This is a genomic window from Ciceribacter ferrooxidans (assembly GCF_004137355.1).
Classification (GTDB): Bacteria; Pseudomonadota; Alphaproteobacteria; order Rhizobiales; family Rhizobiaceae; genus Allorhizobium; species Allorhizobium ferrooxidans.
Window position 1 is genome coordinate 1 of sequence record NZ_SDVB01000420.1, and the last position, 25,316, is coordinate 25,316.

The window sequence follows — 25,316 nt, forward strand, 5'->3', positions numbered from 1 at the left end:
GGAGATGATGCGTTCCAGCACATCGGCAAGCCAGACTTCAGGATCCACGCCGTTAAGCTTTGCCGTGTTAACGAGCGATGCCAGCACAGCGAAGGACTTTCCGGCATGCGCGGCAGGCCACAGTGCCAAAAGCCTCTGCCGCTTTCAACGAATGGTTTGCAAAATAACCTTCACATTCGTTTTGCACTGCGCAGGCTCGAGGCAGCAATTGCCAGCCATTTTCACAGGATCGCCCTATCCGCCCGAGAAGTGATTTGCCGATCCGAGGAAATACCGTCGGATCGCCGCCTGCTCCGAGACGTGGCGATGGCCTTAGAGCGACGGCGGGCTGTCGTCCTTTCCTGGCAAATGGACGGGAGGGAGCATCTCACCCGATGCGCGGAATCCATCGAAGCGGCCTTGATAAGGTCAGCTTCAAACCGTGCGAGCGGTGCAGGCCTGCGTCACGCAATAATGCCCTGTCAATGCCGGCATTTATCAATGACGATCCATGCGAACACATCGAGTAGGATTGGATCAGGCATGTTGCGTCAAAACGACTAGGTGCTTCGGCTGTCCAACCGCGCCGGAGGTGAGCGCCTGACATACGATAGAACGGCTTCCCTCGCACACGACAAGACGCTCAGCAGAACCAGAAATCACGATCGACGTTACACAAAGTCGAGCCTAGACGTCTGCGTCACTGGCCAAAGACTGAAGCCGGGCCACAACTTCGTCCGTTCGAGCCGGCAGGTAACCATCGCGCGCCTCGAAATGCGTTCCGATGTAGTCATCCGCCAAGGGCGAGATTTTCCGATAGAGCTCGCTGAAGAGCCGACGAGCTGCGATGCCCGGCCAATCTGCTGGTAGCGCATCGGATGGCAGACGTGGATCCCGCAGAAGGACGGCACGGTAGGCCTGCACCAGCAAGAGGCGCGCACTGACCGCATCGGCGGGCAGCAGCGCCGCTCCTTCATGCAAAGCCGCCGCCAGCGGCGAAAAGAGGTCGATGACAGCCCTATATCCGTCCGCAAAGGACTGCAGGTTCCAGAGCGTTGCCGCGTAAGCCGGCAAAAGAGCCGCTTCCTCGGCAACCTCGGCGCGGAAGGTAAGGCCTGGAAGGGGCAGATTTCCCGGATGATCGGAGCGCATATAGAGATCCGGGCCCATCCGTCCGAGCCCGGCACGACGAACGGTCTCATCATCGACACCGGGAGCGTGATGGATCAGGAACCCGCGCGCGGAGGATGGCGGCCCGTAGAGCAGCCTTGCGGCCGCCGCGAACTCGGTTCGCGCACCCGATGCCAGGCCGTAATAGGAGCGACGCCCGTCACGTTCGCCGACCAGCTGGCCGGCGGCGACCAGACGTGAAACCGCGGTCCGCACCAGCGTTTCGCTGATGCCGAGCCCCGCGCAAATCTCCACCAGCGTGCCCATCCACAGCACGCCGCCGCGCGGCACGACGATGTCACCGTAGATCGTGACGATCATCGCCGGAGCCCGCACCGCAAGACCCGCCTGAATGTCCGAAAGTGTACCGGTTATCCGCATCGCCGAGGGATTCCGCCTCTCAATGTCGGCTTCGGCATTGTGTGGAGTTTCCGCCTCGGCCCAAATCCTGGCCGCATCGGTAGGCATCTCATCCATGAATGTCAAATTGCACAGCGCTCGCCGTTCAGGACCGTTGAACAAGCAACGAGATCGGTTCTTTGCCTGCGGGGTCCTTTGCTCATGCTGCTCTTCCGGGTGCACTGATCTTGGGCCGCTCCGCCATGGCGCGAAGCTCCAGACGGTACCTGTCAATGGCGGCTGCCTTCACATGTCCGAAACCGCGGATCATGTCGGCGAGGCGCGCGGTCTCGATCGCATCCTGATGAGACGCCGCTGAGAGCCCGGGCAGCAGGCTTTCGACCAAATCCCTGTATTCGGAGATCAGCCGGCGTTCCTCGCGTCGTTCATGTGTGTATCCGAAAAGGTCGAGCCGCGTCCCGCGCAAGGGTCGCATGAAGCGCAACAGCCTCAGCACGGGCAGGGCAATCCGCCCCGGTATTGCGATCTTGCGCGGCTTACCGTCCGGCGCCCGGACGAATGGCAGGAGCGGCGGAGCCATGTGAAACCCCACCTTTGCGCCGGGCGCAAAAGCCTGCTGGGAATTCGCGAGCAGCGGGCTTTCGAGATGAAGCCTCGCCACTTCGTACTCGTCCTTGTACGCCATCAGGCGGGAGAGATTGCTTGCGACGGTGCGCGTGAATTCGTCGGACCCGAGAGGGGCCTCGGCGAGGCGAACTTTTTCGACGAACGCCATGAAATCGGCAGCATAGTCGGCATCTTGGTAATCACTGAGGAAGCCGGCGCGCGACGCGATGAGCTCTTCGAGGCTTTCCACCTTTGGCGTCGATACGCTGTCATTCGTCCCGAACATGTCCGGGAATTCCGCATGCAGGCGTCCGAGCTTGAAGGCATCGAGGTTGGCGCTCACGGACCGGCCGTTGAGCTCGATCGCTCGTTCCACCGCCTGAAGAGAAACAGGCAGAAGGCCTTTCTGCCATGCGTAGCCGGTCAACAGCATGTTGGCGTAAACGCTGTCCCCGAAGAGCGCCACCGCAAGCGTGCTTGCGCCTATGGGGGCAAGCGAGCGGGATCGTGCCCGGAGCGCCTTCAGGCGCTTGCCTTCCTCCAGGTCTGCCATCCCGCGGCTGGCGAAATCACCCGTCGGAGCCACGTCCGTATTGGCGACGGTGCATGTGCGGTCGGGCGAGAGAGCGGCAAATGTCTCGGGCATGGTCGCGACGATGACGTCGCAGGCGATCAGCGCGCCGGCTCTGCCCCGGTCGATCCTCGCGGGATGGTTTTGCATGCGTTTGCCAACCACCTTGAGATGGCTGACGACCGCGCCACCCTTTTGGGCGAATCCCATGAAATCGAGGACGGTGCTGCCTTTGCCCTCCAGATGGGCCGCCATGGCGAGCACCGCGCCGATCGTCACGACCCCGGTACCACCGAGACCGGCGACAAGGATCTCGCCGGTCTCGGGAACAGCCGGAAGCGGCAGCAGCTTCGCCCGCGCAAGCAAGGCCTTCCGTCGCTCGTCATCGCCGCCATTTCTCCGCTCCTCGCCGGAGATCGTCACGAAGCTTGGGCAGAAGCCATCGGCGCAGGAGAAATCCTTGTTGCAGGAAGATTGATCGATCTGCCGTTTGACGCCCCAGGCCGTCTTGACCGGTACGATCGAAACGCAGTTCGACTTGGCCGAACAGTCGCCGCATCCCTCGCACACCGCCTCGTTGATGAAGACGCGTTTGCCCGGATCGGCAATCATCTTGCGCTTTCGCTTGCGACGCTTCTCGGCCGCACAGCCCTGGTCATAGATAATGGCGGTGACGCCCTCGATCGATTGCAGTTCGTTCTGGATAGCCATCAATTGATCGCGCGGACTGAGCGTGACGCCCGACATGCCTCTGAACATGTTCCCGAAACGGGAGGGATTCTCGGACACCACGGCGATGCGGCGAACGCCTTCGCCGCGCAGCTGCGTGACGATGTCCTCGACCCTGAGGCTACCGTCGACCGGCTGGCCACCGGTCATGGCAACTGCGTCATTGTAGAGGATCTTGTAAGTGATGTTGACATTGGCCGCGACTGCCGCGCGGATCGCCAGAAGGCCGGAATGAAAATAGGTTCCGTCACCGAGATTCTGGAACATGTGCTTGCGACCGGTATAGAGACTGCGGCCGATCCAGTTCACGCCCTCGCCGCCCATCTGCACGAGTCCGGTCGTGTTGCGCGGCATCCAGCTCGCCATGAAGTGGCAGCCGATCCCCGCAAATGCCTCCGCTCCCTCCGGGAGCTTGGTCGACCGGTTATGCGGGCACCCGGAACAGAAGAACGGTGTCCGCTTCCCGACGAGGAATTCCGGCAATTTCACCACCGCCGTTCGGGTACCCGCCACGCTGGAAACCAGCGAATCGAGTCCGAAGGCCTTCGTCAGCGCCTCTGCCACCAAGGTGGGACGGAGCTCTCCGGCTTCCGGCAAAAGCGGACCGCCCGATGCATCCCGCTTTCCCATCATTTGCAGCGGCCTTTCCCGGTCGAGCGCCAGAGCGCGCAGTTGGCTTTCCACGAAGTCGCGTTTTTCCTCCACGACCAGAACCTTCTTGGCTTTTACCAAGAAGGCCGAGAACCCCGACGCTTCTATCGGCCAGGCCAGCCCGACCTTGTAGACGCCAAGTCCCATACGTCTGGCACTGATTTCGGAAATGCCGAGCCCTGCGAGTGCATCCATGGTGTCGAGAAAGGCCTTGCCGACAGCGATGATTGCGAGCTCCGGCTCCTCCGCGCCGAACGCAGGGCGATCGATCGGGTTGGCTTTGGCAAATGCCCGGAAGGCGTCCAGGCGCTCGAGCATGCGTTGCTCCATGGCCGGACCGAAGTTCTTCGTCGGATCACAATTGAGCCCGCCGGGCGGAAACGGGAAATCCGTCGGAGTATCGAAGATGATGTCGCGATCGACGGTTACCGTCGCCCCGCTTTCCAGCACCTCGGAGATCGTCTTCATGCCGACCCAGGCGCCGGAAAAACGCGAAGCTGCGAGGCCGAAGAGGCCGAAACGGATGTAGTCACTGACGGTCGCCGGATGAATGACCGGCATCATGAAGCTCGCAAGCGCGTGGTCGGACTGGTGCGGCATGCTGGAGGAAACGCAGCCGTGGTCATCGCCTGCAAGAACCAGGACACCGCCCTTTTCGGATGCTCCGAAGGCATTGCCGTGCTTGAGCGCATCCCCTGCCCTGTCGACGCCCGGCCCCTTGCCGTACCAAATGCCGAAGACACCATCCCTGGTCCGCAAGGGGTCGGCGGAGACTTCCTGGGTACCGAAAAGGGCGGTCGCGGCAAGGTCTTCGTTCACGGCGGGCCTGAAGGTGACCCCGGCTTCCTGCAGCCTCGTGCGGGCGGACATCAGCGCACTATCGTAGGCGGCCAAAGGCGAACCGCGGTAGCCGGTGATGAAGCCGGCGGTATTCAGACCGGCAGCCCTGTCGAGCCGAGCCTGCTCGAGCGGTAACCGAACCAGCGCCTGGGTTCCGGTCAGGAAGACGTGCTCTCCGTCGAAGCAATCATCCAGCTGGTAGTCCTTATTGATTTCGCTGGATATCGGTTGTGGGCTGGCGACGTTCATGGGGCTCCTCCTGGATTGTGAAGAGCCTATCCCCGCTAATTTGACAAATCCGACCAGATTTGAGTACTTATTTGGACATTAATGAAACGTATGTGTCAGGATTTGGCGTATTCATGGATGAAATATTCGAACTTCTGGAACTCGACCGAAAGATCCTCGATGTTCTGCAGGACGACGCCCGCCTCTCGAGTCAGGAGATTGCCAAACGGGTCTACAGCTCGCCGTCGTCGGTCTGGCGCCGCATTCGGGCGATGGAGGATGCGGGTGTGATCAGCGGTTTCCGGGTCACGGTCGACGCGGAAAAGCTGGGTCTGCGCGAGACGATCCTGGTCAATGTGAGCCTTGACCGACATACACCGGAAACGACGGCGGCCTTTGCGGAGTTCGTGCGAAATTCACCACAGGTGCTCGAATGCTATGTGGGAACCGGCGCGCACGACTACACGCTGAAGGTCGTGGCCGCCGATATGCGGAGCCATTTCGATTTTCTCCAAGCGGGCATGATCCAGCTGGGCTTCATCGGCAAGACGGACTCGACCGTGGTGATGAGCAAGATCAAGGAGACACCCAAGATCGCCAGCGAGATCATCCCGCGTCAGCGGCCGTGATTTTCGTAGCCGGGCGACCGGGTGCATCGCGGAACGCCTACAAAGGCCGAATGGCACTAAGGTCTGGCGAACGAATCCAAACGCGCATCGGCCCGGCAACCTTGTTACGCCGCCTAGAATGCACGCCCCGTCTTGCGGGCGTTCTCGATCCTCTTCACGCAGCCCTCAATCTTCGCCATCAGCTCGTCAAAATCCACCGGCTTTAGCAGGTAGTCGTCTGCGCCGGCTCGCAGGCCCTCCAGCCTTGTCTCCTTGTCGGCCATGGCGGTCAGGAAAATGAACGGGGTCATCGCCAGGTCCGGATGATTGAGTTGAATCTCGGCCAACAACTCCGTTCCCGTCATTTCGGGCATGCTTACGTCGCAAATGACGATATCCGGCCATTTGGCCACCATGACGTCGAGTCCCTCCCGCCCGTTCGACGCTTGCAAAACGACGAACCCCGCATCGGTCAGTTCCTCAACGATCAGAGTGCGAACATCGACTTCGTCTTCAATACACAGGATGCTAATCATGAGTTCTGTCTCTTTATATCCAATGTAAACTTAGAACGTAATACTTATTCCACGGCCCCTAAAGGGAGCGAGATCGTGAATTCTGAACCTTCTCCCCTCTTGCTTTCCACGCTTATCCGTCCTCCATGAAGCTCAATCAGTTGCTTTACGAGATTGAGACCAATCCCCGTCCCGGCAATACCTGTCGACGTTCGCGCTCTGAAATAGCGTTCGAACATCCTCGGAAGGTCGTCTGCATCGATGCCGATGCCGTGATCCTTCACCGTTACCCGTACTTCATTGTCCTCACACCAACCTCGAACAACGATCGAGGAGGGCTGGAGAGAATACTTTACCGCGTTGGAAAGCAGGTTTGTGAAGACCTGCTCGATCGCCGAACGATCAGCCATAATCTTGTCCGGCAAGGCATCCGTTTCCATGACAATCCGGTGCCCCTTGGACAAACTCTCCTGCCGCCGGCAGCAGGTCGACAACAATTCGCGCAGCGAAACCGGTACTGGCGTGATAGCGATGGCTCCAGCTTCCAGTTTTCCGAAGGATAGAATGCTCTCCATCAACTCGACCATGCGCGAAACTGCCTGGCGAATTTGCTGGGATTTTTCGCCGACGAAATCGGGAGAGAGTTCGTCCCGGCGCCTCACGAGCCGTTGGGCGGCGCCGTCAATGATGGCCAAGGGCGTTCGAAATTCGTGACTGGCCATCGAAACGAACTGCCGCTGCATCGCGTTCAGGTGCCGTTCCTTCTCCAAGGCGGCCGCCAGCCCTCGTGCGCTTTCCTCGAGTTCGAACGCCCGCTGCCGGAGTTCCTCCGCCTTCTTGCGCGCCGTGATGTCCCTGGCGACGCCGATCAAACCCACAATTTCGCCCTGGGTGCTTCGCAACGGAATCTTGCTTGAGGAAAGCCATTTTTCTCTGCCCGCCGCGTCGACGATGCATTCTTCCTCGTCAAGCATGGGCGTACCATTGAGAAGGATACCGCGTTCTTTCGCATAGAACTGTGACGCCTTCCCGTGCTCATGCAGGTCGAAGTCTGTCAGGCCGATGATGTCACTCGACTTCTCGCGGCCGCTGTCGCGCGCAAGCGCCAGGTTGGCGACGAGGAAGCGACTGCTGGCATCCTTTATCCAAAGGTAGTCAGGAAGCTGATCGATGAGTGTCTGCAGCGGAATGAGTTCATCGACGCTTTGGGACACCGGAAAGACGTTGGCCGCCGGCACGTGTCGGGAAACCCAACCGCCGTCCGAGCAAGCATGGTGACTGACGTGCACGATCCCGCCCGAGGCAAGGGGGATATCATAGTGCTGCTCTCCCATTTGTTCTTCCTGCCAGCCCGCAGGTGCGAGACAATTCTGCGCGCTGGACGCAGTCATGCTCGCCGGACGAACGCGCGCCGCCACCTCGAGGACCGACTGCCCTCGGATGTTTCCAACACCAGACAGGCCGTAGAGGGACAAGAATGCCCGATTGGCGTAGGTCAGCCGGCCCCCGGCATCGAAGACCGTGATGCCGGTCCTGTCGAGATCGAGCGCGAATTCAAGATTCTCGATCATTACGCCATCAGGTGCCTCCGCCATGGCAAGGCACGGTTCGCCGAACGACATGGCAGGGAGCAACCCTGTTACGGAGACATCGGTTCCCGACATATAGCCTCTTTCCGGTCCAAGCAGTGTCTGTTGTTGCTGCATGCTCCGGAAGATAGCCTCGTGATGGTTGTGGACGAGTTAAAATGACGTGCCCATGCGTGTAGCGATGGCACACACCTCTTACGGTATCGCTCGGCTCGCCGACCAAGTGCTGCGAGCGGCAACCTTTCGGGGAGCGATGCCAATCCCGGCCAGGTCAGCGCCCGTCGCCTGACTGACGCCGGGATCGAATCCGCGGAGCCGGCCCCACGGTTCCGACGCAGCCTATGCCGTCAGATAGGCGGAAATCACCGCCGCAATCTGGTCCGGGTTCAGCGCGCCCATCTGTGAGCCCATCAATGCGTCCAGCTGTTCGCTGGACAGGTTCGTGATGTCTTCGGTGGACAAGCCGGCGATGCCGGTTGAGCTGAACGCCACGACATCCGCGGTCGAGAAGGTCGCCAATCCCTCCGTAGTCAGGGCATTCACTTGCGCAGCCGTCAGAGCATTGACCTGGCTGGGAGTGAGGGCTTCCGCCTGCGCGGTGGTCAGCGCAGCGATGACCACGGTCGTCAGGCCGGGCACCGCGCCGGTGCTGAGGGCGGCAATCTGCGCTGTCGAGAGCCCTGCGACATCGTCGGCCCCGAGCGCGGCGGCTTGGACGGCGTTCAACGCGCCGATCTGAGCGGTCGACAATGCCGCAATCTGTCCGGCATTCATCGCAGCCACCTGATTGTAGCTCAATGCGCCGATCTGGCTTGCCGTCAATGTCTGGATCTCGGAGGTCGAGAGCGCGGCGACGACGTCCGCCGACAGGCCTTTGATGGCGGCCGTGCTGATCGCCGCGATTTCGGCGGTCGAGAACGTTCCGAGGTCTTCGATGGTCAGGCCGGCCAGTCCGTCTGCGCTGAGGGCGGCAATCTGCGCCGTCGAGAGCCTATCGATCTGCGCGGCACTGAGGGCACCAACCTGTGCGCTGCTCAGCCCGGCGACGGCAGAGGTGCCGAGGGCGGCGATTTCGTCCGCGGAAAGAGCGGCGACGAACTCCGTGGACAGGCCCTTGATGGCGGATGAGCTGATCGCGGCGAGTTTCGCGGAAGAAAGGATTCCGAGAGAATCCGGAGTCAGACCCGCGATCCCTTCCGCGGTCAAGGCGGCGATCTGACCGGTGGAGAGGGTCTCGAGCTGTTCGATATTGAACGCACCGAGTTGTGCGCCGGTCAGGCCGGAAGCGCCGCTCGCGCTCAGGGCCGCAATCTGCGCCGTCGAGAACGCTGCGATGCCATCTGCGCCGAGAGCGGAAACCTGCGTCGAGGTCAGCGCAGCGACCTGGGCCGGGCGCAGCGCCTCGATCTGGCCAACGTCGAGTGCCGCGATCTGGGCGGTCGTCAGACCCGATATGCCGGCCGTACCGAGCGCGGCGATCTGGTTCGTCGAAAGCGCGGCGATCGTGCCGGTCGACAGCCCCGCGATTGCGCTGGCGCTGATCGCGGCGATATCCGCGGTCGAGAACGCCTCCAGTTCCTCCGTGCTCAGAACGGCAATCTGTGCCGAGCTCAACGCCGCGATCTGGGCAGGCCCAAGCGCTTCGATCTGGTCGATGCTGAGGGCTGCGATCTGATCCGTGGAGAGGCCCGGGATCCCGGCGGCACTGAAGGCCGCAATCTGGCTTGTGGAGAGCGCTGCGATCATGCTCGTGGATAGGCCGGACATGGCTCTCGAACTGATCGCGGCAATGTCCGCGGTCGAGAATGCCGCGAGATCGTCCGCCTCCAGGGACGCGATCTGCGTCGAGCTCATCGCCGCGATCTGGACGGGACCGAGTGCCCTAACCTGCTCGCTGCCGAGGGCCGCAATCTGGCCACTCGACAATCCCGGGACACCGCTTGCGGCAAGCGCCGCGATCTGGGCGATCGAAAAGGCAGCGATGCCGTCCACGCCGAGAGCGGCAACCTGCTTGGAATTCAGGGCGGCGACCTGCGCGGTCGTCAAGGCTTCGATCTGATCTCTGCTCAGGCCGGCGACCTGCGCGGAGGACAGGCCCGGCACACCGGCCGCGCTGAGCGCGGCGACCTGCGCCGTCGACAGTGCCGCGATCACGCTTGTAGAGAGGCCCGGGATGGCACTCGAGCCGATGGCGGCGATATCCTGTGTGGAGAATGCGGCAATGTCGGTCGCGTCGAACACAGCAAGCTGCGAGGAACTGAGAGCGGCGATCTGGGTGGGCGTGAGCGCCTCGACCTGACCGGGACTCAGCGCGGCGACCTGATCGGTGGTGAGGCCGCCGACGCCGTTTGCATTCAAAGCGGCGACCTGGGTCGTCGACAATGCCGCTATGCCGCCGGTACCGAGAGCGGCCAATTGCCTTGAACTCAGCGCGGCAATCTGGGTGGTCGTCAGCGCCTTGATCTGGTCCGTTCCCAGTCCCGCGATCTGGCCGGTTGAAAGGCCCGCTATGCCGGCGGTGCCGAGTGCCGCGATCTGGTCCGTGGAGAGCGCGGTGAGCGTGCTCGTCGACAGACCTGCGATCGCACTCGCGGTGATCGCAGCAATGTCGGCGGTCGAGAATGCCCCGAGATCGTCGGTGCTCAGGGCCGCGATCTGCACCGAACTCAGTGCTGCAATCTGGGAGGGGCTCAGAGCCTCCGCCTGGGCAAGGCTGAGGGCGGCGATCTGGCTGGCAGAGAGGCCTGCAACACCGCCCGGTTTCAGGGCCGCAATCTGGTCGGTGGAGAGGCTTGCAATGCCACCGGTTCCCAGAGCGGCGACTTGCCTGGAACTCAGCGCTGCGATCTGGTCGGTGGTAAGAGCGGCGATCTGGTTCGTCGTCAGTGCGGCGATTTGCGCGGTGGAGAGGCTCGATATGCCAGCCGTGCTGAGCGCGGCGATCTGGCTCGTCGAAAGTGCCGCGATCATGCTTGCGGACAGGCCCGCGATGGCAGCCGGAGCGATCGTTCCGATGTCCTTCGTCGAGAACGCGGCGATGTCCTCCGCATCAAGGACGGCGAGCTGCGCAGCGTTGAGCGCGAGAACCTGGACCGGGGTCAGCGCCTCGAGCTGGCCGCTACCGAGCGCGACGATCTGACCCGTGGACAGGCCCGAAATGCCGGCCGTGCTCAGAGCGGCGATCTGGGCGGTCGAGAGGGCCGCTACGACGGCGGTGGAAAGGCCCGACACGGCGCTCGAACCGATGGCGGCTATGTCTCTGGTGGAGAAGGCGGCAATGTCATCCGCATCGAGGGCGGCAAGTTGCGCAGAGCTCAGGGCCGCGACCTGCGCCGGGGTGAGAGCCCCGATGCGATCGATGCTCATTGCCGCGATCTGACCGGTGGACAGACCGGATATGCCGGCCGTGCTCAGGGCGGCGATCTGGCTGGCCGACAGCACCGCCATGCTCGCCGTTCCCAGGGCGGCGACCTGCTCGGAGGTCAGCGCTGCAACCTGCCTGGTGTTCAAGGTCGCGATTTGTGCGGAACTCAGGGCGGTGATCTGGGTGGTCGAAAGGCCCGAGATGCCGCTCGCGCTCAAAGCTGCGATTTGCGCGGCCGAGAGAGACGCGACGGCGGACGTGGAAAGACCGGAGATCGCATCCCGGGAGAGGGCTGCGATGTCGCTGCTGGAGAACGTCGCAATGTCGTTAGCATCGAGGACGGCAAGCTGCGCGGAAGTCAGCCCGGCCACCTGGGCAGGCGTCAAGGCTTCGATCTGGCTGTTGCCAAGCGCGTTGACCTGTCTCGTCGACAGGCCCGAAATGCCGGCCGCGCTCAGAGCAGCGATCTGGTCGGTCGAAAGAGCCGCGATGCCGTCGGTCCCAAGACCAGCCACCTGGGTCGCGCTCAGTCCGGCGACCTGTTTGGTGCTCAGGGCCGCGATCTGCACGATGCTGAGCGCGGCGATCTGGCCGGAGGTCAACCCCTGGATGCCGGCCGTGCCGAGGGCGGCCATCTGGTCGGTCGAGAGGGCTGTGACACCGTCGGTCCCCATCGCACCAACCTGGGCTGCATTCAGTGCGGCGATCTGGCTCGCACTCAGCGCGGCGATCTGGCCGGTGCTCAGGGCGGCAACCTGAGCGGTCGTCAGCCCCGCGAGTGCGCCGCTGCTCAGGGCGGCGATCTGGCCGCTGGAGAGCACTGCGACGGCATTCGTGGAAAGACCGGATAGAGAACTCGCGCTGAGCGCGGCGATCTCGGCGGTCGTAAATGTCGCTATGCCGTCCACCGCCAAGGCTGCGAGCTGCGCAGAGGTCAGGACTCCGACCTGTAAGGCCGACAACGCCTCGACCTGCGCCGTGCTGAGCGCCTCGATCTGGTCGGCGGTCAGGCCTCTCACGGACCTGGCGCTCAACGCGGCGACCTGGTCGGTCGAGAGCGCGGCGATCACGCTCGTGGACAGGCCGGCGACGGCGGCCGAGCCGATCGCTGCAATGTCGTCGGTCGAAAAGGTCGCCAGGTCTTCCGCGGTCAGAGCCGCAAGCTGAGAGGAAGTGAAGGCGCGGATCTGTGCAGGGGTCAAGGCGGCCACCTGTCCGCTGGACAGGGCCTCCAGTTGAAGGCTGCTCAGGGCGCCGATTGCGCCGGCATTCAGGGCGGCGATCTGGGCCGACGAAAATGCCGCGAGGTTTTCGGGCTCGAGGCCTGTGATCTGGGCCGAGTTCAGTGCCGCCACCTGCTTCGTTTCAAGCGCGGCAATCTGGATCTGGCTCAGGGCCTCGAACTGAGCCGCAGTCAGCCCTCCGATCGCACTCGTGCTCAAGGCAGTGATCTGTTCGGCGGAAAGCGCCGCGAGAGCTCCCGTCGTCATGCCTCCGATCGCCTTGCCGGTGATCGCCGCGATCTCGGCGGTCGAAAACGTTGCGACGTCATCCGCTGCGAGCACCGCTAGCTGCGTCGGGTTCAGCACGGCGACCTGCCGGGCGTTCAGCGCCGCGACCTGGCCAGTGCTCAGCGCGTCGATCTGGGCGGTCGTCAGACCACCGATCGCACTCGTGCTCAAGGCCGCGATCTGATCGGTGGCGAGTGCCGCGAGCACACCGGTCGTCAGACCACCGATCGCGGTACTGGTGATCGCGGCGACCTCCGCGGTCGAGAATGTCGCGAGCCCTTGCGCCCCGAGAGCAGTAAGCTGCGCCCCGGTCAGTGCCCTGATCTGGGTCGCGTTCAGCGCTTCGGCCTGCACGGTCGAAAGCGCTGCGAGTTGCGTGCTCGTCAGCCCGGCGATCGCAGTGGTGGCGAATGCAGCGATCTGGTCCGTGGATAGCGCCGCCATGGCTTGTGTGGTCAGGGCCGAGACTTGTCTCGAGAGCAAGGCTCTGATCTGCGTGATCGAGAGCGCCCCGGCCTGATCGGGTGACAAGGCGGCGATCTGGTTCGTTGTCAGACCTCCGATCGCGCTGGTGCTCAAGGCTGCAATCTGTTCGGTGGAAAGCACCGAGAGAATTCCTGTCGTCAGGCCGCCGACCGCCTTGTTGGTGATCGCGGCGATGTCGGCGGTCGAGAACGTCACAAGTCTCTGGGCCCCGAGCGCCGTGAGCTGCGCCGCGCTCAGTGCTCTTACCTGCGCAACGGACAGCGCCTCGGCCTGCGCCGTCGACAGGGCACCGAGCTGCAGAGCAGTCAGGCCGGAGATCGAACTCGTGTTCAACGCGGCAATCTGGTCGGTGGACAGCGCTGCGACGGCTTGCGTGGTCAGGGCCGAGACCTGCCTTGCCAGCAATGCCCTGACCTGCGTGACGGAGAGCGCCGCGGCCTGTTCAGGCGACAAGGCGGCGACCTGGCTGGTAAACAACCCTCCGATCGCGCTGGTGCTCAGGGCGGCTATCTGATCGGTGGACAGTGCCACCAGGATGCCCGCAGTCAGCCCCCCAACGGTCTTGTTGGTGATTGCGGCAATTTCTGTCGTTGAGAATGTCGAAACCCGCTCGGCCCCAAGCGCCGAGAGCTGCGCCGCGCTCAGTGCCCTCACCTGTACAACGGACAAGGCCTCGGCCTGGGCGGTCGAGAGGACGGCAAGCTGCGCAGTCGTCAGACCCGCGACGGCGCCCGTATTCAGGGCGGCAATCTGGTCGGTGGAGAGCGTCGCGAGGACATCCGTCGTCAGGCCGGAGATCGCCCTGCCGGTGATTGCCGTGATGTCGGCAAGCGAGAACGTCGCAAGGTCCTCGCCGCTCAGCATCGAAAGCTGCGACGCACCGAGTGCGCCGACTTGGGGGGACGTCAGGGCTTCCGCCTGCACAGTCGTCAGCGCCCCGATCTGTGTTCCGGTGAGGGCGGCGACCTGGGCGGAACTCAGGCTCCTGATGTCGAGCTGATCCAGAACAGCCAGTTGTTCCAGCGTCAGACCGACGATCGCGCCTGCAGAAATGGCGTTCAGCTGACGGGCATTGAGAACATCGACATCCTCGGCATCCAGGGCGGCGACCTGTGCAGCGGACAGCACGCTGATCTGCTGGGTCGAAAGCAGCCCAACGTCTTCCGTGGTCCAGGCCTTGACCTCGGCGGTGGAGAGAGACCTGATCTGGCTCGTGCTGAGCGAAGGTATTGTCGAGGTCATGCGTGAAGGCCCCTGAAATTGCCGGCGTCTGAAACAATCCACTTCGCCGGCAGCGTCAGGGAACCTATGCAACCGCCCCTCGGAGAGCTCCGGCTTCGACGGCGTTTGCCGTCCGCCGGATCACGCGCATGGATTGCAGCCGTTCACCCGGATCTACCACTCAGCAAGAAACCTTATTGGTTCACCTGGCTTGCCCGAACCTGATGGGTTCGGCCACGGCCGGCGATTTCTCCGCAAACGCCTCGCCGGGCGAGCCCTCCCTGCGGGCTTCGGGCCCGGGCGCTCAAAGAGATGCGCGCAACCCTTCCGTCATTGAATCCAAGCGAACCGGGTGTTCCGAAGAAATGTCCTGCGGACGGACCGGCGGGTGCAGGAACGCCGGCATTGGATCCCCTCCGGCGCGGGCCGAAAGGTAGCGCCGCGCGGTATCCAGCGCCTCGCGCACCGTGACGTCCATATCGAGATAGCGATAGGTCCCGAGCCGGCCGACGAAGGTCACGGAATGCTCCTCGAGAGCACGCGCCGCGTATCGGGCGAGTTGCTGTGTGTCGTCCACGAGCCGGATCGGATAGTAGGGAACGTCGTCTTCACCGCAGGCACGCGAAAATTCGCGGTAGCACACCGACGCGGTACGATCTTCCCATGGCGAGAAATGCTTGTGTTCGGTCACCCGCGTATAAGGCACCGACGCGTCGGCGTAGTTCATGACGGCGCAGCCCTGGTAATCGCCCTCATAGGTAAAGCGCTCGAAGTCGAGTGTGCGATAACCGAGGCGGCCGAATTCGTAATCGAAATAGCCGTCCAGGGGGCCGGAATAGAACACGAAATCGAAGTCGCTCTGACGTCCGCGGAGGAAGCGTGTCTCAAGGTGGACCGCGACATTCGTGTGATCGAGGATCCGGCTGATCATGTCGGTGTAGCCGTGCTGAGGCATGCCCTGGTATTTGTGGAAGAAATAGTTGTCCTCGTAATTGAACCGCAGCGGAAGCCGCTTCAGGATGGAGGATGGCAGCTCGGTGGGTGAGCACCCCCATTGCTTCTGCGTATAGCCCTCGAGGAACGCCTCGTAGAGTTCCCGGCCCACGAAACGCAGCGCCTGCTCCTCGAAGGTCTTCGGGTTCGATATGCTTCCGTCGGCGAGATCTGCGATGAAGGCTCGCGCCTCGTCCGGCCTGAACGCCTTGCCGAAAAACTGATTGATCGTATGAAGGTTGATCGGCAGGGAATAGACCTGCCCGTTCACGGTCGTCTTGACACGGTTCTTGTACGGCATGAACGTCTGGAAACGGTTGACGTAGTCCCAGACCTCACGGTCGTCGGTATGAAAGATGTGTGGTCCGTAGACATGGACCATGACACCGGTTTCCCGATCGCGCTCGGTGTGGCAATTGCCGGCGACGTGGGCGCGCATGTCGAAGACGTCGACCTCATGACCCGCCTCGGCTAGCTCGCGTGCGATGACCGCCCCCGACAGACCGGCGCCGACGACGGCGATCCGTTCAGCGCGCGACGTGAACCGGTTCTTCCCGCTCATACCTGGCCTCGTGCGCGTCCTTGCGCAGTCGCTTCCGTCCACAGGCGACCATCGTGCTGGAGAGGCGAGAAATCGTGCCATTCCGCCAGCTTTTCGAGGTAGCGCCGACGGTAGACGGCATCCTGCGAAAACGCGGTGTTTTCCTGAACGAGTTCCGTCCCGATCTCATAGTAGACATCGAGATTGCGCAGGTCCGGCACGGGCGTCTCACCACGCTCGCATTCCTCCTGCATCTGCCAGAAGAGCGCTTCGAGCCGCCGCGCGAGGGCTGGAATATCGCGCAATACGCTGGCTTCCCTCGCCACCGCCAAGGCCTGCCTGATACCGGCGAGCCTCTCCCGGTCTTTCGCGAGCGCGATTGCCGTGTCGACGTAGTGCTCCGGATCCGTGCAGATGGTCTCCGGAACACCCGCGGCGGCAACGATGCTGTGGCAGAAGCGGGCGGCGAAGCTCTTGCCCGGGAAGGTGAGCACCGGCAGCCCGACGGTCAGCGCATCAGCCGCCGTCGAGTGGGCGCCATACGGGAAGGTGTCGAGGAAGAGATCGGCGGCGGCGATGCGCGCGAGATGCTTTGCATTCGGTGCTTTCGGCGCGAAGACCAGCCTTTCCGCGCTTACGCCGGCGTTTTCGGCCGCCATGCGCAGACGCTGGTCGGTGCTGTCGCCGCCACTGAGCAGCCAGAGCACACTGCCGGGCGTCGTGGCAAGAATCCTCATCCACTCGGCGAAGGTGCCTTCAGTCACTTTCTGCATGCCGTTGAAGCAGGCGAAGACAAAAGCCTCTTCCGGAAGCCCCACTTCCGCGCGGCCCGGTTTTTCGGCGATGACGCGCTTGCGGTCCAGCGGCTGGCTGCAGGCAATTCGCAGCACTTTTTCCGAATAGTAGATCTCGTTTTCCGGCGGGACGATGTGATCGTCCGCAATCATGTATTGATGGAAGGGGCTGCCCATCGAGCCCGGGTAGCCACAGAAATTGACGATGACCGGCGCGGGCCGGTAGGCGAAGATCTTGGTTCTGGCGCTTCTGGTGTAACCGTTGACATCGATGAGGATGTCGATCTCGTCCGCAGCAATCTGCCGCGCAGCCTCCATATCGCTCACTGCCGCGATATCGCGCCAGCAGTCGACCGCCGCCTTCATTCTCGCCTGCGTCGCATCGTTGCCGGCCGGCTCGCCGCAATAGTAGGCGTAGACCTCGACGCTTTCCTTGTCGTGCAGTTCCAGCACCTCGCGAAGCGCAAAGCCGACCGCGTGATCACGCAGGTCCGAGGAGACATAGCCGACACGAAGCCGTTGACCGGTTCCCGACTTCCGCCTGGGTTTGCGGCGCGCAAACCCGCTGACGTCTGGACGCCCGACGAAGGACTTGTTGTAACGATAGGCCTTGGCGAGCTGGAACAACGGATCGTCCGAATAACATGCAAGCGCCAAGGGCGACATCGCGTCGAGCAGCTGTCGCGTCGAGACATGGTCGGACGACACAAGTATCGGCCACTTGCACTGACGCTGCCTGAGCGCACTCCAGTGCTGGCCCGCCTCGGTCTTGTCGGGACGCAACTCGATGGCCTGCCACAGGGCGGTTTCCGCCTCGTCCAGCAGGCCTGCATTTTCCATCACCCGGCCGATATGCTGAAGCGCCATCAGGCGGTGTGCGAGCCGGTCGGCGGTACTGTCGGCCGTCAGCTCGACGAAGCTTCGCCACTGCTGTATCGCCTGCGCGGCGGCACCGCCGTCTTCGAACGCGCGGCCGAGATTGATATGGGCCGGCCCGAACTGGGGGTCGAGTTTCAGGCAGGCGCGCAGCGCATGGATCGACCCTGCGATATCGCCCAATTGGCGCAGCGTCACAGAATAGTTGAAATAAACGAGATGAAGGAAGGGATGACCTTCATTGAAGGCGATCCAGACCTTGTAGATCTCGGCCGCATCTGCGCCCCGACCCTCGGCAGTCCGGCCTTCCGCGAGTTTGAGAAGATCCGCCAGAGGCAGACCCTGAATGCCGGCAACAACCGAGGTCCCGTCAATTCGCGGAGCGGACGTCGGCGCGGATGTGTCGTTGGTGGTCATCCCTCAAAATGATAATCTGACGGACGGCGTTGCAAGCATCGGGTCCGGCTTTCCCCGGCTTAATTTTCCGGCATATCCCGGCGCTGAACTGAAACCGGTGCATTACGCTTGCAGGCGATCACCGCCGAACCTGCACGCTCCTGTCCTTTTCGCGACGACGGAGCCGGCAACCGGTTCAGGCGAGAGGCTTCGGCAGGCGTTCCTAGAGGGCATCCGCCTCACGTTCCTTGCGGTTTCTCTTCCAGCCGGAAGCCAGAGTCGTCCCGCGCTATGGGTTCGTGGCATCGAGACTTGTATGTAGACGTCCTCGGCCCGAGCCGCAGTAAGTGCCAGGCCACCGGCTTATCGCAGAATCTTTTTCTTGACTTTGGTTATCATGTTTGTGATTTGGTGCGCCATATTATGAGTGTTTTACTCCACTTTATGAAAGGCTTCCCGATGCACGCCCGCCATCTCTCCCTCAGCCTGGCAACTGTCCTCGTCCTTACCGGCACGGTTCTTGCCGATCCTATCACCATTACCGACCAGGGCGGCCGCACCGTCACGCTACCGAAGGCGGCCGAGCGCATCGCCTCGATCCCGATCCCGATGGCCTCCACCATCATCGCCATGGACGGCGGCACGTCGAAGCTGGTGGGCATGAACCCGACCGCCAAGTCGGCGATCGTCGAAGGCGTGCTCGGCAAGATCTTCCCGGAAGCCAAGGACATTCCCTCCGACATCACCGCGCCGAATTTCATTCCGAACGTCGAGGAACTGGCCGCCACCAATCCGGAACTGGTGATCCAGTGGGCCGACTACGGCGCCGACCTCGTCGACCCGATCAGCAATGCCGGGCTCAACGTCGCGCTGATCTCCTACGGCACCGAGGAGAAGGCCCGCTACTACCAGAACATGGTGGCGGCCGCGATGGGCAAGGCCGACCGCGCCGCCGAAATCAACGGCTGGCGTGACGTGGTCGCCAAGGAGATGGCGGAAAAGGCCAAGGCCATTCCGGCCGACAAGCGCCCGAAGGTGCTCTATCTCGGCCGGGCGCTGGAAAGCCTGACCGCCTCCGGCAACAAGGGCAACTACAATGCCTGGTACATCGATCTGGTCGGCGGCGTGAACGCCTCGGCTTCCGTCGAAGGCAACGGCACGACGATCAGCCCGGAGCAGATCGCCGAATGGAACCCGGACGTCATCCTCTTGAACAGCTTCGAGGCCAAGCTCGGCATCGAACGGATCTACAACGACCCGATCCTGTCGCTGACCAAGGCCGCGCAGGACAGACGAGTCTACAAGATGCCGCTCGGCGGCTATCGCTGGGATCCGCCGAGCCAGGAAAGCCCGCTGACCTGGATGTGGCTCGCCAACCTGCTGCACCCCGACGTCTTCACCTACGACCTGCGCGCCGAGATGAAGACCGCCTACAAGACGCTCTACAATTATGACCTGAGCGACGCCGACATCGACGGCATCCTGTGGACCGACATGCAGGGCGACGCGACGAACTACGCCCAGTTCAAGGCCAAGTGATGAGCGCGGTCGTGGCGGAGCCGGTCAGACGTGGCGTTTCGGTGATGAGGATCGGCGTGTTCGGCGCCCTGCTTCTCGCTCTCCTTGCCGCAATGCTGTTTGCCATCGGCGCCGGCCGGTTCTCCGTCAGCGTGCCGCGCATCATCGACATCCTGATGGCCGGGGCCCTGAACCCCGGCCTCGCCCCCACCCAGATGGACGAGCGCATCGTGCTGCTGGTGCGCCTGCCGCGAGTGCTGCTTGCGGCGCTTTCCGGGGCGGCACTCGCCGTCGGCGGGGCGGCGCTGCAGGGCGTGTTCCGCAATCCGCTGGTCTCGCCGCAGGTGCTCGGCATCAGCCAGGGCGCGGCCTTCGGCGGGGCGATGGCGCTGCTGTTCGGCTATTCCGGCGTGGTGCTGCTTGGCCTTGCCTTCGTCTTCGGCCTGTCGGCGCTTATCCTGGTCGGGGCGCTCGCCCGCATCAACGGCCGGACTGAAGTCATCACCGTCATCCTGTCGGGCATGGTGATCGGCGCGCTGTTCGGGGCGCTGGTGTCGATCGTGCAGTTCATCGCCGATCCGAACACCTCGCTTCCCGCCATCGTCTACTGGCTGATGGGCTCCTTTGCCACCGCCACCTGGGCGAGGCTCGGGCTTGCCGTTCCCGGCATGACGATCGGGCTCGTGATCGTCTTTGCGCTGCGCTACCGGCTCAACCTGCTCGCGCTCGAAGATTCGGAAGCGCGCTCGCTCGGCGTCAATCCCGACCGCGAACGCTGGTACATTTTCATCGCCATTTCCCTGATGACCGGCACCTCGGTCGCCGTTGCCGGCATCGTCGGCTGGATCGGCCTCGTCGTGCCGCATGCCGCGCGCATCCTCGTCGGCGAGGACCACCGCGCGCTGATCCCCGCCTCGGCGATCATCGGGGCCGCCTATCTCACCTTCATCGACACGCTGTCGCGCACGCTGACCTCGGCCGAAATCCCGCTCGGCGTCTTGACCGCGCTGATCGGCGCGCCGGTCTTTGCCGTGCTGTTGCGCAAGCATTTCAAGGAGGCGAACCGCCCATGATCGGCCTAGACAAGGCATCCGTCGCCTTCGGTTCGCGCACGCTGGTCAGGGACATCAGCTTTTCCGTGCCGGTCGGCCGCTCCATGGCCATCCTCGGGCCGAACGGAAGGGGAAAGACCACGCTGTTGCGCGCGCTCCTCGGTTTTCAGCCGCTCGCAGCGGGTACGCGCCATGCGCCGAAGGTCGCCGGCTATGTGCCGCAGCACGGCGCCTCGCAGGCCAAGCTTTCCGGCCTCGACGTCGTCGTCATGGGGCGGGCCGTGCAGCTCGGCCTGTTCGGCCAGCCGTCGGCCGCCGACCGCGAGACAGCGGAGGCTGCCCTCGTGCAGGTCGGTGCCTGCGGCCTTGCGAACCTTCGCTATGACCGCATGTCCGGCGGCCAGCGGCAGATGGTGCTGATCGCCCGGGCGCTTGCCACCGGCTCGCCGGTGCTGGTGTTCGACGAGCCGACCTCGGCGCTCGACCTCGGCAACCAGGCCAAAACGCTGGAACTGCTCGACACGCTGAGGCTGCGGCGCGACTTCGCCATCATCTTCACCACCCACGACCCCAATCACGCGCTGGGGGCGGCCGACGACGTTCTGCTGATGATGCCGGGCGGCGGCGAGATCCACGGCCCGGTCCCGGAGATGATCGAGCCGGACAAGCTCTCCGAACTCTATGGCGTGCCGATGCGCTGGGTCGATGTCCAGGGACCCACGGGCGAGACCAGACGGGCGATCCTGCCCGCTTTCGCCGGAATTGAGGCAGCAGCATGAGTACGATCTATCTGAAATCCGCTTATGGCAAACCATCGCCGGGCATCATCGAGGCCGCTCGGCGCGGCGAGGCCGTCATCGTCGAGCAGGCCGAGCTCTCGCCGGAGATCCTGTCGGCCCATGCCGGCCTGATCACCGGCCAGCAGCTCGACCAGGACGCCATGCTCACGCTGAAACCGGCGCTCCAGGCCTTTCTCGACCGCGGCGGGCGGTGGTTCTTCAACGGCCACATGGTGCGCCCGCTCGTCGACGGCATGGCGCAGTACCGGCCGATCGCCGAGCCGAAGCGGGCCGACTTCGACCTATCCGCGATCAATCCGCATCCGATCTATGACGGCATCGATCTGAAGAAGCTGGAGACCAACAAGGGAGTGGCCGGTTTCTACGGTCGCGGCTGCAATCCGCTGCCCGAAGGCGCGGTGGCCGTCAACGGCCTGGGGGCTGCGAAGGTGCCGGTCGACTGGGTCTGGGCACGGCCGAAGGGCGGACGGATCTTCTCCCATTCCGGCAACGACCTCGCCGGCCTGGGGCTCGAATGGGGACTGGCACCGGAGCTTTCGGCCCGCATCCTCGCCTGGGCCAATGGCGGCGCGTGCTTCGACCCTTGGCCGCAGGCGCCGGCGCGTCCGGCCGCCGAACTGCCGCTCGCCGAGCCGGAAGACTATCGCGGGCTCCGCGCATCGAGCCGCAGCGGCCGGCGGATCGTCGCGCCGTCCTCCGGCACCTACTACAATATCCGCAGCCTCGAAGGGCCGCGCTATACCGCAGCCTTCGACGTGATCTGCAGACCGGAACAGCTGGGCGAGGTGCTGCGGCCGGACGATATTCTCTGGGTTCCATGCCGCACGCCGGCGCAGCGCATGATCGCCCAGAAGGATGTGGTCGCCCGCCATCTCGACATCGGCGGCACGGTCGTCGCGCTCGGCGAGAGCCGCTCCGACCTCTGGCTGCCGGCGGTCGACTTCACCGAGACGGAGACGAACTGGTGGTGGTGGCTCGATCCGTCCGCGGATCTCGGCGTGCGCGTGACCGAGGCGGCTGCCTCCCATCCGCTGATGGCCGGTATCGGCGACAAGGAAGTCACCTGGCATCTGCACGGCTGGTTCGTTCCATCGGAGGGCGCCACCATTCTTGCCCGCGACGGCGAAGGCCGGCCGATTCTCTACGAGGACAAGGTCTCGACACGCGGCACCATGATCCTCTGCTCCCTCGATCCGATGTTCCACCATGGCTCGCATTTCATGCCGGCGACGACGCGCTTCCTCGACCGGTTCGTTCCCAACCTGAAAGCCTTTGCCCATGTCTAACGAGATCACCGTCCTCGACGACGGTCACCCGATCAGCTTCACCTTCGACTGCATCAACGCCTATCACGGCGGCGGCTTTCCCGGCGGCGTGGCGCATGCGCTGAAAGCCATGCAGGCCGCCTTCCCGCTTCTGTCGACCACGCCGCTGGAGCGGCGCGAGGTCGAGATCGTCACCGCCTTTTCCGGTCCCGGCGGACGCGATGCGCTGGAAATGGTCACCCGCGCAGTGACCGGCGGGCGGCTCACCGTCGACAAGTCGATCGGCGGCACCCATGTGATCAACGATCCGCCCGGCCCTTACGTCTTCCGCTTCAGCTATCGCGGCAAGACGGTCGAGGCGGTGACCAAGCCGGGGCACGTCAAGGAGGAGTTCGTCACGCTCGGCGCCAAGCCCGACAAGACGCCCGACGAGATCGCCCGGCACGAGGAACTGAAGGCGGAGATGGCCTACCGCCTGCTGCCGCTCGCCGGCAGCGAGGTCTATGCAGCATCCATCATCTTTCCTGGTTTCGAGTGAACGCACGGCAGTTCCGCCGCGTCCGACATGTCAGGTGCTGATTTCCATTTAAAGCGACGCAACTTCGTTGCTGGGTTGCACGCGTCGGCAGACTGATTCAGCAACACCCGATCCGACCCTCACGGCGAAACGGAACAGCGCCGCTTGGAGCGGTCGAGCTTCGTTTCCGGTGTCCTGCAAGTACCCGATACCATCAATGGGCGGCCCGAGTCTGTATTAAGCAAGGAGCCCCGGAACGCGCCCGGCAGTCCATGGCCGGATTCCTATCCGAGCCGTCCGGTGCGTCGTTCTCGGTTCGCGAGGTTGGAGACGAGATCGCCGAAACGGTCACCTTGGACCGCCACGTGGCTGCGAAGGCGCTCCCGCGCCGCGGGCGCGTCCCCTGCGAGAATGGCGTCGACGATCTCGCCGTGCTCGCTGAAGGACGTCTTCATGCGGTTTCGAACCCTGAGCTGGAGGCGGCGGTAGGGGCGGAGACGACGATGCAGCGCCGTGCATTGCTCCTCCAGGAAGCCACTGTGGCTCGCGGCGTAGATCGCCTGATGAAAACGTTCGTTTTCATAGTAGTAGCGGTCGGGGTCTTCGCTGGCGGCAGCCTCCTTGCACTTCTCGTGAGCGGCAAGAAGCGCGGCGCTGTCTTCCTTCGTATGCCGGCGGGCCGCGAGCGCCCCCGCCATGGCCTCGAGCTCCGCCATCACCTCGAACATTTCGAAGACGCGCTGGGGTGCAGGATCGACCACGACAGCGCCCCGCCGCGGCCTGATCTCGACGAGGCCGATCGCACTCAGTTGCATCAGGGCCTCACGGATCGGGGTACGGGAGACCCCGAAGCGGGTCGCAAGTTGCGTCTCATCCAGGCGCTCACCCGGTGCGAACTCGCCTGTCACGATGCCGTTCTCGATGCTGTCACGCAGTTTGTAGAAGATATTCTCGCTCATTCTTCCCCGTCTTCGCTCCCGTAATATGCACGACTTCATTTCTTGTATACAAGATTGTTGACATCGTGCGCAAGATCGCTGCATTCTTATACCAAGCCGGCGGGAGGGCCGGAATACCAGGGAGGAAAAGATGAGCATTTTTCGACGGACGCTGATGGCATCCGCATTTGCCGTCCTCGGCAGCCTTGCCGTGACCGCGGCCGATGCCCAAACGGTTCTGAAGGCATCACACCAGTTCCCCGGAGGAAAGGGCGATATCCGCGACGAGATGGTCCAGCTGATCGCGAGGGAAGTCGCTGCGGCCAATGTCGGTCTCGAAATCCAGGTCTTTCCGGGATCCTCGCTCTACAAGCCGAACGACCAGTGGAACGCCGTGACGCGCGGCCTTCTCGACATGACCTCGTTTCCGCTCGACTATGCCTCGGGCCGCCATCCGGAATTCTCGGCGACGCTGATGCCGGGGATCGTCGGCAGCTTCGACCGGGCAATGCGGCTCAACGACTCCGAATTCATGCAGGACATCAAGAAGATCATTGATGATGCGGGCGCGATCGTGATTTCCGACGCCTGGCTTTCCGGCGCATTCGCCTCGAAGAAGAGCTGCATCACCGCACCCGACACGATCAAGGGACAGGTGATCCGCGCCGCCGGCCCAGCCTTCGAGGAGATGCTGGTGGCAGCCGGTGCTTCGATCTCCTCCATGCCGTCTTCGGAGATCTACACGGGTATGCAGACCGGCGTGCTCGATGCGGCGAACACGTCGTCGGCAAGTTTCGTCTCCTACCGCCTGTTCGAGCAGGCCAAATGCCTGACCGCGCCGGGCGGAAACGCCCTCTGGTTCATGTATGAGCCGGTGCTGGTGTCGAAGCGAGTTTTCGAAGGCCTGACGGAGGAGCAGCAAAAGGCAATCCTCGCCGCGGGCGAGAAGGCGGAAACCTACTTCAACGAGGAGATCCGCAAGGGTGATCAGGTGATGGTCGACACCTACAAGAAGGCAGGCGTCGAGGTGGTCGAAATGTCGAAGGAGGACTTCGATGCCTGGCTCGAGGTCGCCAAGGCATCGTCCTACAAGAACTTCGCCACCAACGTGCCCGGCGGCGACAAGCTCATCGAAAAGGCTCTTGCCGTGAAGTGAGAACAGTGACCGAGGGGCGTGCTTCCGCGCGCCCTCCCGTTT

Annotated in this window: 15 protein-coding genes and 1 pseudogene; 7 read left to right on the forward strand and 9 right to left on the reverse strand. The window is 63.3% G+C overall.

Annotation, left to right across the window (positions count from 1 at the left end):
- The 3 genes and pseudogenes from EUU22_RS26330 to EUU22_RS24470 form a co-directional block, all read right to left on the reverse strand.
- A pseudogene (locus EUU22_RS26330) lies at nt 1-102 on the reverse strand (transposase domain-containing protein); the annotation flags it as partial.
- 564 nt (nt 103-666) lie between these two features.
- Nucleotides 667-1,731: a PaaX family transcriptional regulator C-terminal domain-containing protein gene (locus tag EUU22_RS24465; RefSeq protein ID WP_210214680.1), complete on the reverse strand. Its 1,065-nt coding sequence runs from the start codon at nt 1,729-1,731 to the stop codon at nt 667-669.
- Entirely contained in the window at nt 1,709-5,155 is a 3,447-nt protein-coding gene (locus EUU22_RS24470; RefSeq protein ID WP_245485295.1) for an indolepyruvate ferredoxin oxidoreductase family protein, read from the reverse strand. Before EUU22_RS24470 ends, EUU22_RS24465 begins: the two co-directional genes overlap by 23 nt.
- 113 nt (nt 5,156-5,268) lie before the next feature.
- Here EUU22_RS24470 and EUU22_RS24475 point away from each other — a divergent pair, with 113 nt between their 5' ends.
- Nucleotides 5,269-5,763, forward strand: a complete 495-nt coding sequence (locus EUU22_RS24475) for an Lrp/AsnC family transcriptional regulator (RefSeq protein ID WP_129334568.1) — start codon at nt 5,269-5,271, stop codon at nt 5,761-5,763.
- Nucleotides 5,764-5,876: 113 nt separating this feature from the next.
- Here the strand turns inward: EUU22_RS24475 and EUU22_RS24480 are convergent, their stop codons facing one another.
- From EUU22_RS24480 to EUU22_RS24500, 5 genes are all read right to left on the reverse strand, one after another.
- Nucleotides 5,877-6,278, reverse strand: a complete 402-nt coding sequence (locus EUU22_RS24480) for a response regulator transcription factor (protein WP_129334569.1) — start codon at nt 6,276-6,278, stop codon at nt 5,877-5,879.
- A 44-nt stretch (nt 6,279-6,322) separates the two neighbouring features.
- Nucleotides 6,323-7,921, reverse strand: a complete 1,599-nt coding sequence (locus EUU22_RS24485; protein ID WP_165351294.1) for a sensor histidine kinase — start codon at nt 7,919-7,921, stop codon at nt 6,323-6,325.
- Between the two features lie 264 nt (nt 7,922-8,185).
- Nucleotides 8,186-14,449 (reverse strand): beta strand repeat-containing protein, encoded by a 6,264-nt coding sequence (locus EUU22_RS24490; RefSeq protein ID WP_129334571.1) that lies wholly within the window; start codon nt 14,447-14,449, stop codon nt 8,186-8,188.
- 283 nt (nt 14,450-14,732) lie between these two features.
- Nucleotides 14,733-15,983, reverse strand: coding sequence for a UDP-galactopyranose/dTDP-fucopyranose mutase family protein (locus EUU22_RS24495; RefSeq protein ID WP_129334572.1), 1,251 nt, complete (start codon nt 15,981-15,983; stop codon nt 14,733-14,735).
- A complete protein-coding gene (locus tag EUU22_RS24500) occupies nt 15,980-18,049 on the reverse strand; it encodes an O-linked N-acetylglucosamine transferase, SPINDLY family protein (RefSeq protein WP_129334573.1) in 2,070 nt (689 codons plus the stop codon). Before EUU22_RS24500 ends, EUU22_RS24495 begins: the two co-directional genes overlap by 4 nt.
- 438 nt (nt 18,050-18,487) lie before the next feature.
- Here EUU22_RS24500 and EUU22_RS24505 point away from each other — a divergent pair, with 438 nt between their 5' ends.
- From EUU22_RS24505 to EUU22_RS24525, 5 genes are read left to right on the forward strand one after another with little or no spacing between them, the layout of a single operon-like run.
- Nucleotides 18,488-19,567, forward strand: coding sequence for an ABC transporter substrate-binding protein (locus tag EUU22_RS24505; protein ID WP_205687974.1), 1,080 nt, complete (start codon nt 18,488-18,490; stop codon nt 19,565-19,567).
- Entirely contained in the window at nt 19,567-20,619 is a 1,053-nt protein-coding gene (locus EUU22_RS24510; protein WP_129334575.1) for a FecCD family ABC transporter permease, read from the forward strand. The genes EUU22_RS24505 and EUU22_RS24510 overlap by 1 nt, the downstream gene beginning before the upstream one ends.
- Nucleotides 20,616-21,377 (forward strand): ABC transporter ATP-binding protein, encoded by a 762-nt coding sequence (locus EUU22_RS24515; RefSeq protein WP_129334576.1) that lies wholly within the window; start codon nt 20,616-20,618, stop codon nt 21,375-21,377. Before EUU22_RS24510 ends, EUU22_RS24515 begins: the two co-directional genes overlap by 4 nt.
- Nucleotides 21,374-22,684 carry a hypothetical protein gene (locus EUU22_RS25930; protein ID WP_129334577.1) on the forward strand — a complete coding sequence of 437 codons (1,311 nt, stop codon included), beginning with the start codon at nt 21,374-21,376 and terminating at the stop codon, nt 22,682-22,684. Before EUU22_RS24515 ends, EUU22_RS25930 begins: the two co-directional genes overlap by 4 nt.
- The gene (locus EUU22_RS24525) at nt 22,677-23,201 is read left to right on the forward strand and encodes a hypothetical protein (RefSeq protein ID WP_129334578.1); all 525 of its coding nucleotides are present in this window, start codon (nt 22,677-22,679) and stop codon (nt 23,199-23,201) included. Before EUU22_RS25930 ends, EUU22_RS24525 begins: the two co-directional genes overlap by 8 nt.
- Before the next feature lie 263 nt (nt 23,202-23,464).
- On the opposite strand, the gene EUU22_RS24530 is transcribed toward EUU22_RS24525, so the two are convergent.
- Complete coding sequence (locus EUU22_RS24530) at nt 23,465-24,139, reverse strand: GntR family transcriptional regulator (RefSeq protein ID WP_129334579.1); 675 nt, start codon at nt 24,137-24,139, stop codon at nt 23,465-23,467.
- Nucleotides 24,140-24,269: 130 nt separating this feature from the next.
- Here EUU22_RS24530 and EUU22_RS24535 point away from each other — a divergent pair, with 130 nt between their 5' ends.
- Entirely contained in the window at nt 24,270-25,274 is a 1,005-nt protein-coding gene (locus EUU22_RS24535) for a TRAP transporter substrate-binding protein (RefSeq protein ID WP_129334580.1), read from the forward strand.
- The last annotated feature ends 42 nt before the right edge of the window (nt 25,275-25,316 follow it).